At 37.5% G+C, this 20,363-nt stretch carries 18 protein-coding genes; 2 read left to right on the top strand and 16 right to left on the bottom strand.

Going from position 1 to position 20,363, the window contains the following annotated elements; genetic code table 11:
• The 15 genes from ltrA to ACE04G_RS16470 all read right to left on the bottom strand — a co-directional run.
• A partial coding sequence (ltrA, locus tag ACE04G_RS16400; protein WP_486094552.1) for a group II intron reverse transcriptase/maturase occupies positions 1-1,725 on the bottom strand: 1,725 nt, incomplete at its 3' end.
• Positions 1,726-2,421: 696 nt separating this feature from the next.
• Positions 2,422-2,979: a hypothetical protein gene (locus ACE04G_RS16405; protein ID WP_301882360.1), complete on the bottom strand. Its 558-nt coding sequence runs from the start codon at positions 2,977-2,979 to the stop codon at positions 2,422-2,424.
• A gap of 13 nt (positions 2,980-2,992) precedes the next feature.
• Entirely contained in the window at positions 2,993-3,370 is a 378-nt protein-coding gene (locus ACE04G_RS16410) for a hypothetical protein (protein WP_449005111.1), read from the bottom strand.
• Positions 3,371-3,437: 67 nt separating this feature from the next.
• Positions 3,438-3,893, bottom strand: coding sequence for an ABC transporter permease (locus ACE04G_RS16415; protein WP_301882358.1), 456 nt, complete (start codon positions 3,891-3,893; stop codon positions 3,438-3,440).
• An 80-nt stretch (positions 3,894-3,973) separates the two neighbouring features.
• On the bottom strand, positions 3,974-6,019 hold the full coding sequence (locus ACE04G_RS16420; RefSeq protein WP_449005110.1) for a hypothetical protein: 2,046 nt from the start codon (positions 6,017-6,019) through the stop codon (positions 3,974-3,976).
• Entirely contained in the window at positions 6,004-7,878 is a 1,875-nt protein-coding gene (locus ACE04G_RS16425) for a pilus assembly protein CpaF (RefSeq protein WP_449005109.1), read from the bottom strand. The genes ACE04G_RS16420 and ACE04G_RS16425 overlap by 16 nt, the downstream gene beginning before the upstream one ends.
• A gap of 4 nt (positions 7,879-7,882) precedes the next feature.
• Positions 7,883-8,722 carry a hypothetical protein gene (locus tag ACE04G_RS16430; RefSeq protein WP_301882353.1) on the bottom strand — a complete coding sequence of 280 codons (840 nt, stop codon included), beginning with the start codon at positions 8,720-8,722 and terminating at the stop codon, positions 7,883-7,885.
• A 3-nt stretch (positions 8,723-8,725) separates the two neighbouring features.
• Positions 8,726-9,403 carry a hypothetical protein gene (locus ACE04G_RS16435; protein WP_301882352.1) on the bottom strand — a complete coding sequence of 226 codons (678 nt, stop codon included), beginning with the start codon at positions 9,401-9,403 and terminating at the stop codon, positions 8,726-8,728.
• Positions 9,400-10,392 carry an SAF domain-containing protein gene (locus ACE04G_RS16440; protein ID WP_449005108.1) on the bottom strand — a complete coding sequence of 331 codons (993 nt, stop codon included), beginning with the start codon at positions 10,390-10,392 and terminating at the stop codon, positions 9,400-9,402. Before ACE04G_RS16440 ends, ACE04G_RS16435 begins: the two co-directional genes overlap by 4 nt.
• A 50-nt stretch (positions 10,393-10,442) precedes the next feature.
• A complete protein-coding gene (locus ACE04G_RS16445; RefSeq protein ID WP_449005107.1) occupies positions 10,443-11,216 on the bottom strand; it encodes a GGDEF domain-containing protein in 774 nt (257 codons plus the stop codon).
• Between the two features lie 295 nt (positions 11,217-11,511).
• Complete coding sequence (locus tag ACE04G_RS16450; protein WP_449005106.1) at positions 11,512-12,873, bottom strand: hypothetical protein; 1,362 nt, start codon at positions 12,871-12,873, stop codon at positions 11,512-11,514.
• 20 nt (positions 12,874-12,893) lie between these two features.
• Entirely contained in the window at positions 12,894-13,796 is a 903-nt protein-coding gene (locus ACE04G_RS16455) for a replication-relaxation family protein (protein ID WP_449005105.1), read from the bottom strand.
• 13 nt (positions 13,797-13,809) lie between these two features.
• Positions 13,810-14,667, bottom strand: a complete 858-nt coding sequence (locus ACE04G_RS16460; RefSeq protein WP_301882342.1) for a 30S ribosomal protein S1 — start codon at positions 14,665-14,667, stop codon at positions 13,810-13,812.
• Entirely contained in the window at positions 14,660-15,145 is a 486-nt protein-coding gene (locus ACE04G_RS16465) for a hypothetical protein (RefSeq protein ID WP_449005104.1), read from the bottom strand. Before ACE04G_RS16465 ends, ACE04G_RS16460 begins: the two co-directional genes overlap by 8 nt.
• Before the next feature lie 89 nt (positions 15,146-15,234).
• Positions 15,235-15,861, bottom strand: coding sequence for a hypothetical protein (locus tag ACE04G_RS16470; RefSeq protein WP_449005103.1), 627 nt, complete (start codon positions 15,859-15,861; stop codon positions 15,235-15,237).
• Positions 15,862-16,117: 256 nt separating this feature from the next.
• Here ACE04G_RS16470 and ACE04G_RS16475 point away from each other — a divergent pair, with 256 nt between their 5' ends.
• Together ACE04G_RS16475 and ACE04G_RS16480 are read left to right on the top strand one after the other, a co-directional pair.
• Positions 16,118-16,774, top strand: coding sequence for a LytTR family transcriptional regulator DNA-binding domain-containing protein (locus ACE04G_RS16475; protein ID WP_449005102.1), 657 nt, complete (start codon positions 16,118-16,120; stop codon positions 16,772-16,774).
• 790 nt (positions 16,775-17,564) lie between these two features.
• Positions 17,565-17,888 carry a hypothetical protein gene (locus tag ACE04G_RS16480; protein WP_301882338.1) on the top strand — a complete coding sequence of 108 codons (324 nt, stop codon included), beginning with the start codon at positions 17,565-17,567 and terminating at the stop codon, positions 17,886-17,888.
• 12 nt (positions 17,889-17,900) lie between these two features.
• On the opposite strand, the gene ACE04G_RS16485 is transcribed toward ACE04G_RS16480, so the two are convergent.
• Positions 17,901-20,339, bottom strand: coding sequence for a type IV secretory system conjugative DNA transfer family protein (locus ACE04G_RS16485; protein WP_449005101.1), 2,439 nt, complete (start codon positions 20,337-20,339; stop codon positions 17,901-17,903).
• Positions 20,340-20,363: the final 24 nt, after the last annotated feature.

Below are 20,363 nucleotides of genomic sequence, written 5' to 3' on the forward strand. Positions count from 1 at the left end.
AAACGGCGACATGAGTTTGACAATCGTCTCTGATTTTGTAGCATGAACAAGTTTATGGATATCTTTGTGTAGAATACGTAGATTGCTAAAATCGTCTGTCCCACCTAAATGGATTGGCAAAAGATGATGGCAATGCACGTAATCAGCAGTTAGTAAAATGCCAGATATCTCGCATTTGCCACCCTGCATACTATATCTACTCAGTCTGTTATCCAGGTATTCAATGCTACGGTTTGGTATGTTTGACTGCATTAGTTTAATTAGTTCATATCTAATATCCGTCTTTAAATCCCTATGAAGTCTCTTTCTTCCTTCTGATGTATACGGATTTAACGTCTGCTGAAAGCATAGGTTGTTAACCGTTTTTACATCTCTGAACGGAAAGAGATATACACCTGCGACCTTAAAGGTTCTATATCTGTTCCTGTAGAACTTCTTGAAGGTTGGCGGGGCATTATCAGGATATTGGTATTTACCAATAACTTTGAGACGATTGTATGTGAATGCTTTCAGATCAAAGGCAAGTCGTGAGAACTCTACACTAACATGTGTTGCACGTGAAAAGTAATTGTGTAAACCAAGTACAAAGCTATTGAAGAGAAGAGCGTTTTGAGTAATTGGTGCTTTGTGCAGATTCTTAATGCGCTCTCTTGCTTGCTTCTTGATTTCTGCTCTCTTCTTTTCATTTATACCCGTATAGGCGACTCTTCTTTTTCCTTTTTTCTCAGCCCATATTGTGAATCCCAGGAAATCAGATTTACGTTTCCTGAGGTTTACAATCTGTGATTTTTCGGGTGAGATGTCTAGTTTAAGGCGGTCTCTAAGATAGAGTCTTACAGCGTGATACCACTTCTGAGCTGATTTCCAATCCCGACAAAGAATTTTAAAATCATCGGCGTATCGCACAATATATCCTTCTTTAAGATTGGTTTTCTTGAGTGCTCTGATCCTGTGATAGTCTCCTGCATAGGCGTATTGAGTTTCGAAGTTTGTCCATTGTCCTGCAACCCACTGATCCAAGTCATTTAATACTACATTTGACAGGAGAGGAGATAAGATTCCACCTTGTGGTGTGCCTTTCAACGGTATCCCTTCATCTTCAATTTCAGCTTTAAGCATTTTGCTGATGATTCGAAGTACTCTTTTATCCCTAATACCCATATTCCATAGTTGTTTCAAAAGCAATGTGTGGTTCACATTATCGAAGAATCCTTGAATATCAACATCAACGACATAATGGAGATTGGTTGTGTTTATAAGATGTTGTACTCTCGCTAGAGCGTTGTGTGTTGATCTTACCGGTCTAAACCCGTAACTATGTTTATAGAAGTAAGCTTCCGCAATTGGTTCAATAATTTGTTTAAAACATTGCTGAATGATTCTGTCAACTATGCATGGAATGCCTAACGGTCTTTTCTTTCCATTAGGTTTTGGTATAAGGACTCGCCTAACCTTTTTGGGTTGATAATTCAAAAGCTTGTTTCTTACGTGGCTCACAATCTCTTCTTCTGTTAGTGTCTTTATATTCTCTATGGTTTTGCCATCTGTTCCTGGTGTAAGTGAGCCTTTGTTTGATTTAATTGTTCGAAAAGCTAGGAGGATGTTCTGATGTGAGTTTATTAGCCCGTATAAATTATCGAACTTTTTTCTTCCTAGTGCTTTTTCGTGTAAATCAGTAAAAGTACTCGTCATGTCGTAGTAGTCCCAGTATCGAAGAGTTTGCACTGTGGCTTCACCTCCTTACGGTGATTCCCCACGTTCCTACCTGATCGGTGCAATTCACTTTTCGGAAAAATTGTTTATTATCTAAAAAGACTTGAGGCTGTTCCTCCGTAGCCATTACAGCCACTTCATTGGTCGTGCCTCTACTCTCACAAGGATTAGTACATTTCAGCAAATTTCTGCCTTATAGTAGACGTCTAGGATGACAGTCCTGTAAATCGACGTTCCTTGCTTTCCTTGTACCTTGTGACCTAGCTATGCTTGCTAGACCTTAGGTGCCTCCTTTGAGCCTGTGGACTTGATATCGCCATTGTTCGATATAGCGTGTTTCCTAGACTACAATCGTACTCTACGCTATCCACCCTGACTTCTGTCAGTACATATGTTTCCATATGTTATGAATTTAGACCCGTACATTCGGAGGTTCGTCAGGTTTTTTACAACCATTCTCACCATAGTCCGCTTTTCAGCCATCCGGCATATCAGTTAGCATACCTTCTCAATAGAGTGGCTCCAGCTTCCCTTCTGCCGACTTCACCTGTGCTTCATACCCGACACGCTGTCCGTGTCACGCACGCAGGAGATTAACGGAATTGTTTCAGGATACATGGTTCCCTCTTTCCAATTCTCGGTCGCAAAGTTGGACTTATTTAGTTAAGTCCCCGCTTTTCCCGAATTGTTCGGTTATAGCGGAACAAGTCACACGTTGTCTTCATTGATTACCATCCCGCCGTATGGCACAAAAATCTTGGTGTTATCGCCTGTATTACTAGCAAGGAACATATCTTTCATATGTGTTGCTGGTGTTCTGTTTTTGTTTTTAATGGATACCGTGAAAAAATCACCGACTTCTAAGAGATATCTTCTATTTTCACTTAGCAAAGACTCTGTTGTATTTGGGAACAAAACTTTCATAATATCATCGGTGTAGAAATTGCTGAAATCCGTGACATATTTCCCCTCAAACGTATTCGGGTCTGCTGGATCTCGATACACTGGAATGTAAAGTTTATGTTCATGTACCATTTCGACTTCGAACAAGTTACCCGTAGTAGCAAGCTCCTCATTAAATTCTTTATACATGTTTGGTGTGACGTATCCCTTTGTTCGTACCGCATCCACAAATCGGGTGACCGTCTTGTGTGCAACAATTTGAGCCAAGTCATCTTGACGTTCCATACTTTGATACAAAGGATATATGAACAAAAGTATGATTCCTATAATCGAGGCAAGTAATTTTGATAATTGAGACCCCAACGTGCCCTCCTCCTTATGTAAAAATGATGATTGTAATTACTCCCTCTGAATTACGGACATATTTTGCTTTGTACGATTTATTCAGGTTAACCATGGATACATCTGTGTTATCAATGTCAATGGACGGAGTGAAGGTAATTCCTTCTACCAGGATATCTGCTTTAATGCTTTGAATACGTTGTACGCTCTGCAAGACTTCGGCGCCAGTGTATGTCTCTTCTTCAATCGAGCCAGTAGTAGTAAATAACCTATAGTCCATTGTCGATACTTCTTGAATGGATCCCTGATATCTCTGCTGTTGTTCTAGACCTAGAGCAGCCGATCCTAAAGCAATAGCGAAGATCATGATCCATGCTGCGTAATAAATAAATTCTTGTGTATTCTGATTCAACTTTATCGTTCCTTTCTTGAGAATTTCCCTTCTCTATGAGAGAGAAGGGAAACACTTGAGAAATTAATCAGGGCGCTTGTTGAAATTCGATACCTACAACAACAGAGTTAGCATCTCGAACGACTTTAGGTTCGAACATTCCCGATAAATTAATGTAAGCAGGGGATTTAGGATCTTCTGCTTTAGCAAAGTCATTCGTTTTTGTTGCAGTGACTGTTCCGTCACTTGTAAAAGGGTTACCGTAAAAGGAAACGTCGCCTTTACCCGTAATTACTTTTATTCCAAATTGGGGCTTTCTCGCGTACTGACGGATTGCGTTAACGACCTGGCTACCTGTTTTTGAACCACTGGTGTATTGAGTGTATTTGGAGTTACTCATTACATTAAAAATACCATTGATTTCATCACCAGCTTCTTTAGTTTTTTCTTGTGCTGTATCTGTAAAATAAACAATAATAGCTATTAGCGTTACTGTTAGAAATATTCCTGCAGCTACCTTCAGCCAATCTGGTACGTTATTCATTTTTTATTAACTCCTTTTAATTGATAGATTGTGTTTGATCAAACAGTAAATGCGATGACCCTAGTGAATTCACCAATCATTTAGAAACCGATTCCTGACATGCTCTTATACGACATATAGATCATCGGAAAAACCAGATACGCTGTAATTAAAAGACTGGTGGGCATAAATCCAATCAACTTCCCCATCACTGCTTTTTGTAGAATAATCCGAGTAATCTTTTCCTCTTTATCCTTGGCATGGTATTCTTGCTGCATATTAAGATCATTGAAAGATTCTCCAACGGACACTCTCTCGCTTGCACGGATCAACCTTCTCACAACCCGGTCAAATGATGCAAAGGGTGCATCTTCACGTAACTCTTGTAATGCTTGTTCTGCACCACTTTCAAAGTTCAGTACAGCTTTTCTTAAGGGTGTCTTGAAAATGACACTAAAGCGTTCTAGCCATTCTAAGACCGTATCCACTGACATCTGATCAAACTTCATAAGGATCGAGATTAACGTGTGGAACTGGTCCACCTCATTTTGCATCTCCATGGCACGCATTCGTCTCTTAAACTGGAGAACCCACATCGGTATGTAATAGACGATAAATGCTACCCCGAAGGCTATAAATAGTTCCCACCATTTGAAGTATTCATTCTGAATAGTGTTCATTTTGGTTAAAATTCGAGCCATGGTTTGCTCCATCATTGCCGGATCCATGTTGATGCTGGTCTGAGCTTCAATGGTCTGAACCAAACTATCTCTTGATTGATCTTTCACCTCCTTAAAATCATTCATTACTGCGTTGTCAAACGATGTTAATTGATTCGCTTGCTGTAGTTCATCACCTGTTAACGAACCCAACAGGTTTGCTTGTGCTACTGTGGGAGTCGTTAGAATTTGATGAGCTGCATTGTAGTGCAGGAATACGCATAGAATGACAACGGCAATAAAACTTGCCAAACTCACCGTCAACCGTTGTATATAAAACCACTCTTTAGTTAGTGGCGAGTTTGATTCTTTTAGAAGCATAGATAGTTTATAATGCGCCCTTGTATGCCGCTGAGGAACTAATCGATCTATAATCCATTTAGCCCACGGCCAAGAGTAAACTTTCTTTTCCCACTGTGTCTTAGGAGAAGAACCCCCGCCCTTATCCTCGTCAAGTTCTCCAACCTTACGAACGAACATATAACTGATTACAGAAGCAGCAAATATGAGAATTAATATGATGTATCCCAATCTGCTACTGTAAAACTGTTCTGTGACTGGAAAAGAAGTCTCCGCCCACTTTCGAACAGGAAAAGATAGAAGAAGTGGCGATAAGGCAATCATTGTCAGACCCTGTAGTTGGTAATTCAGCATTCTTCTTCGCAGCATGTCATCTCTAATTTGTTTAACAATCTTAGTGATCGTGCCCAAATACATTGATCCATCAGAAGTTATTTTGTCGCCGTATTCCATAATCATGTGAGATGCACCAGCAAAAATTTTGAGATAGCGGTTGGGTGCAACCGTGTAGTACTCACTTAGTTGGGCTTGAGGATCTTCTGAAGAAATCACATCATGAATCTTTTCGATTTGCAGTTTAATGGCATGTGGAGATATTTGAGCTGCGTTATACAGGGCATCATCCACTCGCTGTGTTTCTTGATACTCATGACGCGTTTCTTCCAAAAAATCTGCAAACTGATTCAATAATCGACTCTCCACTCGACTCACAAAAATAGTAATAAGCAGTCCGTTTGCCACTATGGCTACGGCTATCGCAATCATGATGGCGATAAAGCTCCAACTGACAAAGGCAACCAACGTTATACCAACAAAGATTAAGCCTAGAATCAAAAAGGTAATCCGCATGGTTTCTTTACGTATGGTGAATTCGTCATAGGTATTGATTAAAGACAGCCTTCTACGAATACTTATGAGTTGGTTCCGTAGAATAGGCATCGCTGAGAATCTGTCATACGACTTTTGATAAAAAACCATCATTTTGGCGTTTGTTCGCTTTTGAACACGACTAGCGTTAAAGATATCTACTCTTTTTTTCTGATCTTTCCTCGATTTAAAAAAGTAGTAAATCAACGGGATACTCGTAAGTGCCATAAGTGAGAGGAGAACGATTAAGCTGGTAGACATTGGTCTTGTCCTCCCCAATGTTTATTTAAAAACATATCAAATGCGATACAATCTTCCTCAAGCATTGCTTCTTTCATCTGCTTGATTCGTTCCGGAGAAATTGGATTGATAGCTACATATCCTCCATCTCTATATTCAATAACATTAGCTTCTTTCCAAATTGGTCCGTACTGTCTTCGTAAGCTTTCTTTCTTCATCTCCTCGTAATCTTCTGTACGATCGAAAAATGTTTCGTCGTACTGAACCAGATTAATCTCCGTGAAACGCTCAAGATAACGTTTCCCCGTATGATCACGAGTTGCATGTACGTCCCATTTGATTGCTTCCGCGACTTGTTGCTCCGCTAATCGTTCATCTTGAAGTATGTCCATGGATAGGAGCGCATCTCGGAACCATTTAATTAGCTGCTTAGCCGATACTGCGTGATGGGAAAATATCGTAAACAAACTGCCTGACTGCGTCATTTGAATCATCCAGGAAGCAACGGACTGACTTGCTACCTCTCCCAAAATGCTTACATCCGTATCCAATTTCTTCTTTAGATCCAATGCTTTCTGTCCTGGAACGGTTGGTATTTCTTTGAGTGCCATGGAATTTCTACCTGGGTAGAGTTGTCGCAAGTTAAGTTCGAAAATAAGTTCCAGCGTTCGCAAATTCAGAAAGGCATAAATAAATCCGATACTAGTCATCATCAATGATGTTTTACCTGCACCCGGATTCCCAGTGAATCCGGTTGTTTGCCCACCTTTCATTAAAAACTTGAGCATATCTCTTGGTAGCTCGGCATTTTTATGAGAGTCTGGAATCAAAAATTCCATAGATAGATTGGGGATATCAAATTTCCGTACCCAAAATGCCCAATTCTCAGCAAATGGTGGACGGACAACGACAACACGCGATCCATCTGCCATATCGTTCACTACATAGCCTGTTGTTTCTGTTAAGGGACCAGGACTATTATGCTTGTAGATGTTTTGTGCAACGCGCTTAGTTTCCAATTCTGATTCGAATTCCAAAAATGATAGGTGAATCGTTTTACCTTTGTGAAAAATCGATACAGAGTTATTACCGCGTTTGGTATGTCTCATCCTGCCCAACAACTCAATTTCATGCTCCACTGTCTTCATTTTTTCTGGTGCCCCGGAGACACCTCCAGATACTCCATCGATGGTCATATCCCGAATTTCATCGATTACGCCAAACCCTTTGTATAACTGATATACTCGCTGAACAACGATACTGAGTTTATCCTTGTAATCCAGGTTGCGGATCTCTTTTCGATAGATTTCTCGTATTTCATCATCTGTGATGATGTAAGATGGGGTTTTCCCATCTTCAATGACATATTTGAGTTGACCTAAATCATACTTTTCGATCATGTATGTCAGTGCTTTATAGCCGTGCTCTTTCTTGAAGTAGTGCATTAGGATGTCGAAACGGTCCTGTGAGGTTAATTTTTCTGGTTGCGTAAACGGCAGCACCAGATCGATATTGGTCTCATTAATTCCATAATCACGTTCAAGAATGTTGTCGATCTGCTGCTTCACATAAATTTTGTCGCTAATTTCTCCCGAAACCGTGTTACGCAATGATTTGCGAAATTGATTGACGATGGCTTGTCGCCTTTCAAACTCTTCACCTGACAGACCCATATCCATTAAGTTTGTGTTAATGAATTCATTAATCATGACTTTTGTGAAGTCGACCAAAACAGGAATGGAGTACTGTTCTGCTCTCGCTTGGGCCAAGTCATCATTTTTCCGAATTGGTTTTTTCCAAAGCAAGTATAGGAAAAGTGTGATAAAACCCAGGACAGTAGTGGCTATAATCAAAAAATTAATAATGCCTGATGATGCCATCTACTTATGCTCCTTTCCCAGAAATTTGTTTGATGCTTGTGTTGACTCCCGCTGCATTCAAAATATGGATCGCAAGCTTCCGTGCCTCTTCGATAAAGAATCGATTCGGATGGAACGTAGCCAGCTGCTGATTCCTCCGGAAGAACCCCTGAAGGTCTCCATCGTTGGAGTGGTCTTTGAAGCTGGTATTGTACGGCAGTGAGAACACTGGTCCTTTATAACGGAACTTATTACAGATATTTCTGATTTTAAATTTGGAGTCCTCATCATACTGACTGATGAGCAGGATAAATGGCTTCTCCTTGATTGCCTTGGGCATGCTTTCGCGTTGTAAGAAGAATCGTTCTAATACATTGATGTTTTGAGATAAACAAACCACATTCAAGTCGGATTGATTTAATGCATCCTGAATCACAGGGCTGTTACCGCCGCTGTGTAGATCGAGAAGCACCAGATCGTAATATTCAGTGGCTTTTTTATAGATCAGATTAATGACTTCACTTGCATCATCAAATTGAATGCGATCACTTTTATTTGTACCCTTGAGAATATCAAGTCGATCAGGCACTAAAATTAGTGAGTTATTCTTTACTGCATCACGGTCAATCTTGCCGGCTCGGACTGCACGTTCAAGAGCATCAAGCCCACCACTCGTCTGGAACCCCTGTGGGTTTTGAGACTGGACTGTTTTTTGAAATATACGCTGAAGCGTATTATCTGCCCATTGCGGCTGTGAGACTAATGTGCGCACTTGGTATTCCATCCCGATTAAAGCAGCAACCGCAGCCGTGCTACTTGTCACACCTAAACCATGCTGCATTCCCCAAAACGATATAATTGTCATATTTTATCTTCCCTTCTCAGCTTTCTTCCAGAGCAGTTTTATTTCTTTATCTGACTGCCCCGAGATCTGCCCCAGGACACCCTGTAGCGCCAATTTCAGATCACTTGATAGCCTTTTAATGTGCAACATTGATAGTTGCTGATTCATGTGTTTACTTTCCAGATCACGTTCGTCTGGGTAAAAAACAAAGGTCTCTTTCCAATCAATGGGGTGCTTCTCAAATAGCTCATTGATCACTTGTTCCGTATATTTTGTTGTCTCTTGAACTAACTTGAACATTGGGACGAGGTCCGATTGGCTTTTCCCTTGAAAAAAAGCATCCATAAGTTCCGCGTTTCGTTGCATGACAGCATTATCATGTGACGTGACTAAAAAGTACTGATCGGCATTTGGCCAACGTTGGAGTTCTTCCTTGTAACTAATGTCTATGAGGGCGAAGTCATAGGCTTCTTCTATTTTTAATTGCTCATATTTTTCAAGTGTCATATTTTCGATTACATCGAATCGATCATGTTGTTGGGTCCCTGTTTGTTCAGGAATTTTAGGATAAGCGTAGCGATAATCAGCATTGGATGTTACATCCACTATCACGACTCGATGATGTACGGATAGTAACTTCGCGATGTAAAAGAGAATATCTGATTTTTCAAAAGCGCCGATAAATACGACTTGCTTCATCATGGTGTCTCAGCTCCTATACTATTTTGATCATTGAAGATCATTTCGGTATCTACTTGGGGAGTTGATTCCGCTTCAGTTATCAAATCGTTTGTTGATTGTTGCTGTGTTGTTGGCTGTGCGCTTTTGGCTTGGTTTTCAGCTATCTGTTGAGTGTTCAACTTATTTTTATACTCTTGTTTTTGCTCCGGAGTCATCGAGTTCATTGCCTCTTCTAATTTCAAGCGATTTCTCCGCTCCAGTTCTGTTGTTGCTTTCTGAACAATGTTCGGGTCCGAATCGATCAAATCTAGTACTGCCTTGTTTGCCGGATATGTAGTAATGGCTTTTTCTTGAATGCCAGGTTCTACATATGACAACGCGTAAATAGTTGCATCTTGGATGTACGCATCGACAATTGCACCAGAGATATTAAGAATCTCTTTCTCATTCATGTGATACCAAACGGTCCCGTCAATCAAATCTTCTACGCGCTTCTTACTTAGGATGATGTAATCCTGTCCGGACGGGAACTTAATACGAACATCGACGTAATCACTTTTCTGAAGTTTTGAGGGAAGTTCCATCAACCTGAACTCTTGACTACGAAGGTCTCTCGAAGTGATTTCATCTTCGTAGATTACAGTGGAGGTAACGGGTGTGTTAGTGGGCAACTCCACTTTTGCAACCTTACCTCGAATTAATTCTTTAGAAAGCACCATTTCCTCTGATACAGCATTGCGTGGCATCAGACGTGTTTCCAAATCACTCTCTTGTATGGGTTCACCAGATGAAATGTTCCTAGTGACGACTTCTACCTTAATCATGTCTTCTTTAAGTACTTGCTGGGTTTGTGCAAGTTCTTGTTCTACTGATAAGCGCTTTACAGTGTACTTATTAGTCAAGTGGTTGACATACAGAAAACCAAAGATGCTGCAAAGCAGTAGTACTGAAAGTGCACCAATCCCTCCTGCTAAAAGTAATTGTTTTTGCCGAAACCGGATTTTAGACATTGTAAATCCCCTTTGACGTTAATATATAATAATATCAATATACTAATATACTAATATTCTTTCACCAATATTTCGTTATAATGAACGACTTTGTTCTTCCCGAGTGATTTAGCTTTGTACATTGCCTCATTTGCATTCTTGAGACATTCTTCAGCAGACCATTCTTCTGTCCAGTCACAAACACCTATGCTCGCAGTTACTGCATGTACAATTTGATCTGACTGGTACGTAACTTCATTTTCAACTCTTTTCCGGGTATCCTCAGCTTTTTTCAGTAACGAGCCAGAGTATGAATCTGTTAGAATAGCGACTACTTCCTCTCCACCATACCTACCTACAAACCCAATCCCATCAAATTCTTCCTTTACTATTTTTGCAACTGATTTTAAGACTTCATCACCAGCAGCGTGTCCAACGGCTTTATTTATTGATTTAAAGTCATCCAGGTCCAAGAACATTATACTGAAATCCACTTGTGCATCAATCGTTGACCGTATAACTTGTTTTATTTTTTTGTTGTTCAGAAGGCCTGTTAAAGAATCAGTAATGGCTTTGACGTATGTCCCTTCTATGATTCGTGATTGATAATCTATCGTTACCAATAAAAGAAGCATACAAAGTGCAATTCTGACTACTGTCACTACATTACTTAGCGCATCCGGGTTACCGCCGAGCCCTTGGTACAGATAGATCACACTAACTATATTTATTAAGATCAATAATATAAAGTATTTTATCTCGTTTCGTATTTCTTTATATGTTTTGACGGCGATAAAAACAGTAAACATTAACGAAGCAGCATAAGCATAAGGGGTTACACCCATTACAATTGATGCTCCTATTACTAAAAAGGTCGTCCTTGTTAATTTGCTTTCTCCACTAAATCGCCTAATCATAAAATAGAATGTATACGCGTATATCAGTTGAGAAAATACTCTGATGAAGAATAAATCCCATACATACAAAATTATCAGTACAATAATCTGAGTACTAAGAAGTATTCTCTCAAATTTCTTGTATTGATTGTTCTTCACTGGTATTCGATATAACACATACATTAAAATACACGTAAGTATCAACTCAAAAAATAAAGTATTAAGCTCTATAATCTCCTCCTCCTTATTCCATGATGTTCAGCATTTTTTTACGCAGTAAAGATAACTTATGTTGCTGATTGACCTTCAAGATATTTTCCATAACTCCATCTATTTCTGAAGTTAAATCAAATGCATCAGGAAAATAAGGTATACGATAGATTTTACGCCGATCCATTTTTTTGCTTATATCTTTAATTGAATCTTTCTCAGCTAGAGGTAGACATAATCTCCACTTACTTTGGTCTAAGTGAATCTGGCTTTGAAAGAAAGTATAAATTTTGTTTTGCTTCCACTCACTACTTCCCCCTACTACTATCTGTAAGTTTGCTCTCAAGAATTCATTAAAAGAGGAAGTTGTATCGTAGCAACCCAGATCCAGAATGATGTAAGAATAGTTCCCTGAGAGCAGAGAGATCATATCAATACAACTTTCGTTCTTATAATAATGGACTCCATTAATAAAGAAACTCACTGTATTTAACAGATCTGCATCTACACCTTCATAGGCAGCTTCTATCTCCTTGTACTCATTAGATTCATTCGCTTCCACTAATGCTACTGAAAACTTCTGCTTGGCTAAATAGTTAGCTATCATAAGTGCTGTGTGTGTGCACCCAACACCCTTCTCCACACCGGTTACTGCAATTACTGCTGTACCAATGTAACGATCTCTAACTTTAACCTTATTCCTAGACTGGTTAAATACAGCATCAAAGTTTAATCCTTCTATATCTAATGTGCTAGATTGTTTATTTCTCTTATTCAAAAACGTTTTAAACTCATTACCTTTATTGGCTAATACCTTAAGTAACTTGTCTGATGCTTTTCTCGTATTCCCCACTTCATCAATTGAGACATTACCCGGTTCGTCCATAGGCTCCTGAGATCCAGACGATTCTTCAGATTCTTCGGTTGTGGAGTCTCTTGAAGTCTCATCCACCTCACTGCGTTTAAACATTACTGAGTCAATAGTCACCTTTTCGGCAACTTCAGTTTCGGTTTGAGTATTCACTTCAGGAACCTGCCCAAGCTCTCCTTTGATTCTCATTTCTATCACACCGACATCTAACGAATTGTAAGATATACAGATTAATCCGATATCAGTTAATCTCCTCACAAAATCATCCGCATCTCTGAAATAGAGAAATACCATTTTTACATACGGATAATTTGTTTTAACATTGTGCAGAAGCTTTTCGAATGATTCAGTATTCTTAACAACGTTCTCTGTAAGTATGAGTATCTCCGATTCTACTGATTCCCATTGAGATATAAAGAAATCCAAAGAATCTATTGCTTTTACAACCCTACCGAAATCTTCTAACTCATCCTTAATCCATTCACATTCATCTGGATCAGACGATGCAATAAAAATTCTTTTCATGCTATCACCTATTTTCAGCATTATTGCAGATCATAGTAAACTTTTTCTCCATTACTGAAGAAAAAGAAACTTTTTGTTAGAACCATATCTTTGTCAAACAAATCTTCATCTGTTACAAACCAAACAGTAGATAATCCTTCTTGTTCAAATATTTTACTAACCAAGTTGGCTTTGTCAGTTGTAGATACATGAACGATCATAATACTGCTGTCTTCACTATTTTTTAAATACTGTTTATAGAACATGGCTTGATAACGAATTGTTTTGAGCCATTTTTCTTCCTCACGATGACATAATAGAATGAAGGACATTTCTTTGCCTACAGGATTAGTCAAAGTAAATTTCGCGGTAGGAACTTGTTGTTCTTCTTGTAGCTTAAGGATTGGATGAAATTCAAAATGTACTAATTTAAAGTGCTCTCTCAACTGAAGATACAACTCATTGGTAGCTATGTACTTCATTCGAAAAAGCATGGTCGTGGGTTTCGGATTTCTTGGATCACGATGTCCCAAAAAGGCACCGAATCTAAATTTCAATATATCCGCCCCACTTGCACCAATTTCGTAGAAACTTGGTCTTCCTACAGATCCTTTCGAATAACTTGACCATTCGATCTTTCTCAACAGACCATATTTCATCATTTTTCTTACACGATTACGTACTGTCTCCTCACGTTCAACATCAGGGAAGAAGGTTCTTAAAATTTGAGATAGCGTAACCCATCGATGTACGGATATAAAGTTCACAATTTCTATATCCCGGTCTGTAATCCAGCCATGCTCAATTTTCTTCAAGATGTAGTGATAGTTATGTTTTGTTAATTCACCTAATTGAGTAATATGAGCATACGGATCATCGAGTAGAGGATAAATATGAACCACTTGTTGTGGAGAATTAGTTAAAGGAGATACCAGATGTTCCAATCAAGTTCCCCCCTTAAAGTATTTCGTGTGGAAAGTGGACAATTTTTGTACGCATTCGTCTGTCTTCGGCTTTGATGTTTTTAATCATGACTGAAACGGTTTTGCCGACTAATTGCCCATGAGATGGAACGCGATTAGGGAACCAAGCGATTGATTCAACACCAGGAGCAAGTTTAACAAATATACCCACATTCTCTACTACACTTGTGATTGTCGCCCGATGAAAATCTCCAACTTTAAAGTTTTCTCTAACTCTCTCCCATGGGTCCTCCAACAATTCTTTTCTTGTTACCCTTACTTGTTTTTTTTCTCTGTCAATATGCTTAATTTTTACAGTCAATTGACTACCTAACGGGATCAGATTTTTTCCCGATACTGTCCAGTCGTATTCATAGTCTTGTATCGGTAAGACGCAACTCACCCCTTTTATCATTACATATAGACGTTCGTCTTCAAAACCAGTAACTGTAGCGGGACAAATATGATCTACATCTGCAGTCTCCCAAAATTCTTCTTGGAGTTCTTCAAGAGCTTGAACACGAGATAATAAAACAATTCCTGTTTCTTTATTGAAGACTTCTAAATTCGGATCAAGTCCTTGTTTTACAACATCCAGAACCATGTAATCAATTTTGTGATCTATAAAACCGACTAATGATCTATATTTCACTGTGTCAAATTGATCTTCATGAATCAAGCCTTTCAGGCCGTTATTCAGCTTAACGATTGCACACTGCATATTTTTTCCGAAAGGAGCATGATTTTCAATAGCATGAACCACACCTTGATGAATTTGTTTTCTTCTTAGAGATACTTCATATTCTCTCATTGGATCTGGATTTATCGAATTTCCCTCAAGTAAATTATTCATATTTGCTCTCTCCTTTTAACTTTAAGTACAAACCATATTTATTTTCTCCGGTTTTAACCAACCCAACTAAAAGTAGTTCACCATAGGTTTTGCAAGTGACCATAATTTTTTTTGTTTTAAAGCACAAATCAATTTGCTCATATTCCATACTAAAATTCCATTCAATAAAGTAATAACCGTTACTGTTAGGTTCTTTTGCATGCAGATCAGTCTCTACAGTTATCACAGATTTGGTTTTGGTATCTAATGGAAGGTTGAAATCTAATTCGTTGGTGACTTTATGTATTAGATCATTCTCCTTGGACCACTGTGTGAGCAAATCGGGCCTTTTGAACTGTATATGATTCACGATAACAATTAAAGGCACAGTCTCGTAAGAGAATAAACAATTATTGTAGAATGATTCCAAGTTCCTCGTACCACACATTGGATGGGTCAATATGAAGTCCAATTCCTCAATGAGTGTGTCATGTCCCAAACTAGTTCTCCCTTCCTAATTATTTAATTAGTTAATATGTTAGTTAATATACTGATATATTACTATATTGAATCAAAAAAAAGAAGAACTTATTTTATTCTTCTCAGTCCTTCTTTCTTTTTTATTCTATTTTTCTGTCTATACTGCTGCTTTAATTCAACAAATTCTATCTTGGAGATCTCCAAAAAGGAGTTTCCGAATCGGTCACTACGTGTGGTCAACTCGTAATAATTTCCCTCGATTTCAATTGAAGTTGAATCGTCAATGACTGCTCCAGAATTTAATTCGTTAACGACATAGGCCAATATTTCTATTCCTTCATTTTCTGTACCACTAATCTCAACCTCCGGTAGCCCAAATAATTCAGATAGTCCTTTGGTTTTATGTTTAACGATCTCTTGTGAGAATGGGTCTCTATATGTAGTTATCTTCACTTCACTCTGTTTACTCATAGTTATAATTGCATTGTTTTGTTTATCTAAGGAGAATTTCACTTCATTGTTGTTAAACATAAAGATTTTTTGAGTGTCAAACTCAAGTGAAAAAATGCTATCTAATATCATATAAAAAAGTGTTTCATAGTCTCTAATAACTTCATACATTATCAAATTCGGGTAGCCATAATGCTCCAGTCCAAACGTTCTCACAGCAATGATTTCATCAGATAGATCTGTAACAACAATTGGTTTTATGGAAGGATCAAAAAAATGGTGCATAACCTTTCCCCCTTTTATTCCTTTCTTTTAGTATAATATGGTTTCCCTAAATTTCCAAGATAATTATTATACGATTATAATTTAATCACTATTTAATAATAATCTGATTAGAATTTAAATAAATCACTTGCTGTATATGTGAATCATTAATGAGTAGTTACCATATATATCTTTATTCGTGTGAGAATTCTATTATAATGAACTTAATGTGGGAAAATAATACATAACACGAAAATCAATAAAGGAGCTTTTTTAAATGGATCTTCCTATCGGAAAATATCTCGAGTATTTAAGATTGTCCTGTGGTTATTCTCTTCGAGAAGCTGCAAAGAGAACAAGTTTGAGTCATGGCTATATTCGTGATGTAGAATTAGGAGACAACAATACAATCGGAAATGCAATAATCCCTAGGCCTCAAACACTTCAAAAATTTGCAAGTGCTTATACCGCCTCATTCAATGAACTAATGCAAATTGCTGGTCATGTATCATCCATAGATAAACTAGCTACATTTGAATTTATTGAACTTAATTTTGAGAATGTTTTATATCTAGAGGTAGGAACTGACAATAGAATTATTTATCACCAAGAAAAGTCACGTGTACTCACTGAAAGACTTAGTCTTCATGATTTCATAAAATTCGAGGAACAATTAGAAAATAATGAGTTTCTGAGGGTTCAGAGTGGATTATATGCAAACCTAAAAAAAATAAAAGTTTTCGATAAAAAATCATTAAAACTATATTTTAATGAGCAGAAAGACGGACATTTTGTATCAATTAGTTGGATACGTGCTTCAAAACTCAATAAAACAATTTTAAATGCAATAAATAAAAATAATGAGAATGTAAACAAAATGAAGAGTGAGCCCCCCCCCTTCATCCGAATAATACGAAATATTTTAACTGAGTAACTGCCTTTACCTGGAGAATTCTAAACGAACTGAAATAACTAAAACCATTACAATACATGTAAAAGCAACGACAAGAGTACCCAGGATTGAATTATTGATGAAATTTGTTCTCAACATAATATCAAAAACGAATAATGTTAAAGAAGAGTATGTTAACATTTCTATATTCTTATGATATATATATTCACTCCTTAAAAAGGTGAACGTTATGCGATATCTTATAATTACAATAGTCAAAGCGAAAATAATTATTGAGGTTATACTGCCAGTTGCTCCTATATTCATGTCTGGTAAAGCCATTTGTATTACTGCGGAAAACATAAAACGTATTTGTTTTAAAAAAATGGCTACAATTAAAGCATAGACTAGTTTTATCTTAAAAATAATCACATAGACAGTGGTTATCGAAATTACAAGAAACAATTCTGCATATCCTTTCTTAAAACCTAATTCATTAATAAGAACTAAAATAAGAGTCAAAGCTATAGATCCAATAATATATTTGAATAATTTCACTTTACCTATGTCAAAAAATCTGATGCCTAATAGTAATAAAGTCGCGCATTCAAAAGCATAATTAATATAAGTGAGTAGAAATTGTATGTGCATAGTCTCCTCCTTGTTTATCTCACTAAAACATTAAAAAGTATATTTTATCCTTTTCTTCACAACTTAGTACTTTTCAATTTTAGTGATATATATGTATCCGATTAGTTATATATATATTGTTTAATTAGAATATGTGTTAATATATGAGTTATAATATTTATGAATAGAAAGGGTTGTTATTATGGCCGGCTCAGAAAACAATTATGATTTAAATTCTCCACTTCATGTTTATCTTAAAGATATGATTTCGAAACTCCCTAATGCTACTAAGCTTATAATTCAAACCCTATCAAAACAAGACTATAATAAAGAAGATCTTTCATTAAATGCTCGCGTTCGTAGAGGTGAATTGAACGCAGCCCTGGTCTGGGTTGAGTCACTAGGCTTAGTTTCTTATAGCTCAAGTGGACGTCAGAAACTTTATAGTTTAACTCCATTAGGTAAAGTTTGCTTTAGTGAGTATAACGACTTATTCTTAACCCTTAACGAAGAAAAATGGGAGTAGCGAATTGGAGTTTTACTCCGATTCACTACTCCCTTTGTTCGAACGTTTATCCTCAGCAGTTTGTCTAATTCTTTCAGCTAATCTTAAAGTTGTCTCATCTATTGAAGCTGGAGCAAATCTCATCTTAGTTTGCGGGAGTATTTGTTCTAGCTCTTTTTGCTTTTCTTCTATTTGAACTGGTTCTTCTGCAGGACTGTCCCAAAATGTATTCCTTACCACTAATGGTTTCTCATTCTCCTCTAATATATGTTCCTCCCTAACTATCTCAATATTTTCAGTCTGCTGCATAATCCCTTTTTGTGCCGCTGCCTTTTCTTTAATTTTGGCCAACTTATCATTTTTTGCATCTTGATCAGTTTCTTGCGTTACATCCACTACTTCGTTGAAATCAGGTTGACTGACATCTTTGTCCTCTTCCTCTTCAGCTAAACTTTCAGTAGTTGAAAGTTTACTAAATAATACTTTTGGTAACGGTAATAGTATCCCTATAACCGGATCCAAGCGTTCATTATTGTGAACTCCTCTAAATAATACCTCGCCAGCTTCTCCTGTTTCAGTATTAAAACCCCTCAAAGATTTAATCGTTGTTGGTTCAACGATGTATCTTTTCTCCTCTTTAATTTGGGTTTTGAAACCACTTGTGGACATTTCATCTGTCCCACTACTTTGTCCAATTACATATTTCTCACCTATCATATCTGCAACGTAGTCTGCATCTTCATTCTCTAAACCAGCCAAGATAAACTTCTGCACAGCGTTTTGCTTGACCATGGCACCTAAGCGTTTACTAACATCTGTCAGCTGTTCATTTCCCTGATGTATTACATCAACAAAAACTTCAAATTCACGAGCCATTTCCATAAAGGTACTGAATTCTTCATCCGCAAACATTTCAATTTCATCTACTCTTAGTTGATGAGCTCTAATTTCTCCTTTTATATTTCTTCTAAATGTGCTAGCTCGTAATAAGTTCAAAAATAACCGTCCTACTGTGTAAGTCAGTGTTTGAAGAGTACCATACGCTCCATTGACTAGGATGACTTCGCCACGCTCTAATGCCTCATCTAGGTTGAAGGTTGATGGCCCACAAAAAATACGTTGAATATACTTATTACTCGTAAGTTCAGTTAAGTAGTCATATAAGTTGGAATACGTTTGCTGCGCGTGTTCCTGCATTTTCTGACTACCTGCCATATTACGAGTATATTCTCTTAATAACGGTACCTGGCTTTCAAGACCTAGCCGGCTAATCTCTGATAGTACTTCGACTCTAAAATCATCATTCATAGGCTGTACAAGCCGATCTAATTCATTATATGTACAATTATTCCCATAAACGAATTTTAGAGCTTTTATACAGACACGTAGTAATTGTGTTGTTCTACTCTTAAAGTATTGAACTGCATCAGCACCTAGATATCCATGATAGGCAGATACGTTTGCTTCAATCATTGGTTCTATGTCGGACCCCTCTGGAACATACATAGGGTTCAGACAACTTGTGAATTCATATTCAGCATCTAATCTGTGGTAAGGTCTACCGATTCTATCCATGAAATTTGCTAAATTATTTATAAGTGAACCTTTAGGTTCTATGATCGTGGTCCCTATGTAATCGTTAAGCAAGTCTTGAACGATCAGGGTCGTTGCAAGTAGGGTTTTACCAGACCCGGTACCACCTACGGTCTGACCATGTTGAGCCCTATCCTTTCGAGTTAAAGTGACTAACTGACTTTGTCTCTCTTTAGTCGGCTGAGTATAAAACAATTCTAAAGTACATTCTTCAGAATAATATCGGAGATGCGATAAACATCCCTTTGCATTCAGGTCAATTCCATCAAATTCATACAGTTCTTCTTTAGTAACTTTATCTTTCCTTAGAATCATATTTAACAATGAACCTTCTTGTTTAACCGGTACTTTCCGCACTTCCACTTCTTCCACCAATGAAGTTAACTTAGTGAATATTGTCCCATTTATCTTAATTTTCAGCATAAAGTACAGCGTAAATATGGTTACGGTGATCACTGTAATGAAGGCAACTAATATTCCTATTCCACTAGGTAGAAACTTAATTAGTATATGACCTAATGCGAGAGCACTTAAGGTATTAAGAAATGTTTGAATAATTGGCTTAGCATAAGCGTTTCTGAACATTAAAGGACTTGAATATATTATGTGCCCAAGAAAACACGACAACAACAAAGGGATCGCTCTATAAAAAACTGGAGACGAACCGTACCAGAGATCCTGATACTTAGCTACAAGCCAAAAGAAACATAACAGTAACATTGCTAGAAATAGTACTGCTTGCGCGTTCCATAGTGAATTTTTATTTGCCGGATCCATCGAAAATCTACGGAATGAAATGTATATGTTTTTAAAAACAAAGCCAATCATATGGCCAATTGCAGATAAGACACCTCCGAAGACCAAACCAATATATTTCAAACTGACTCCCCCACTCACTCATAT

The sequence above is a fragment of the Paenibacillus sp. AGC31 genome (assembly GCF_057334655.1).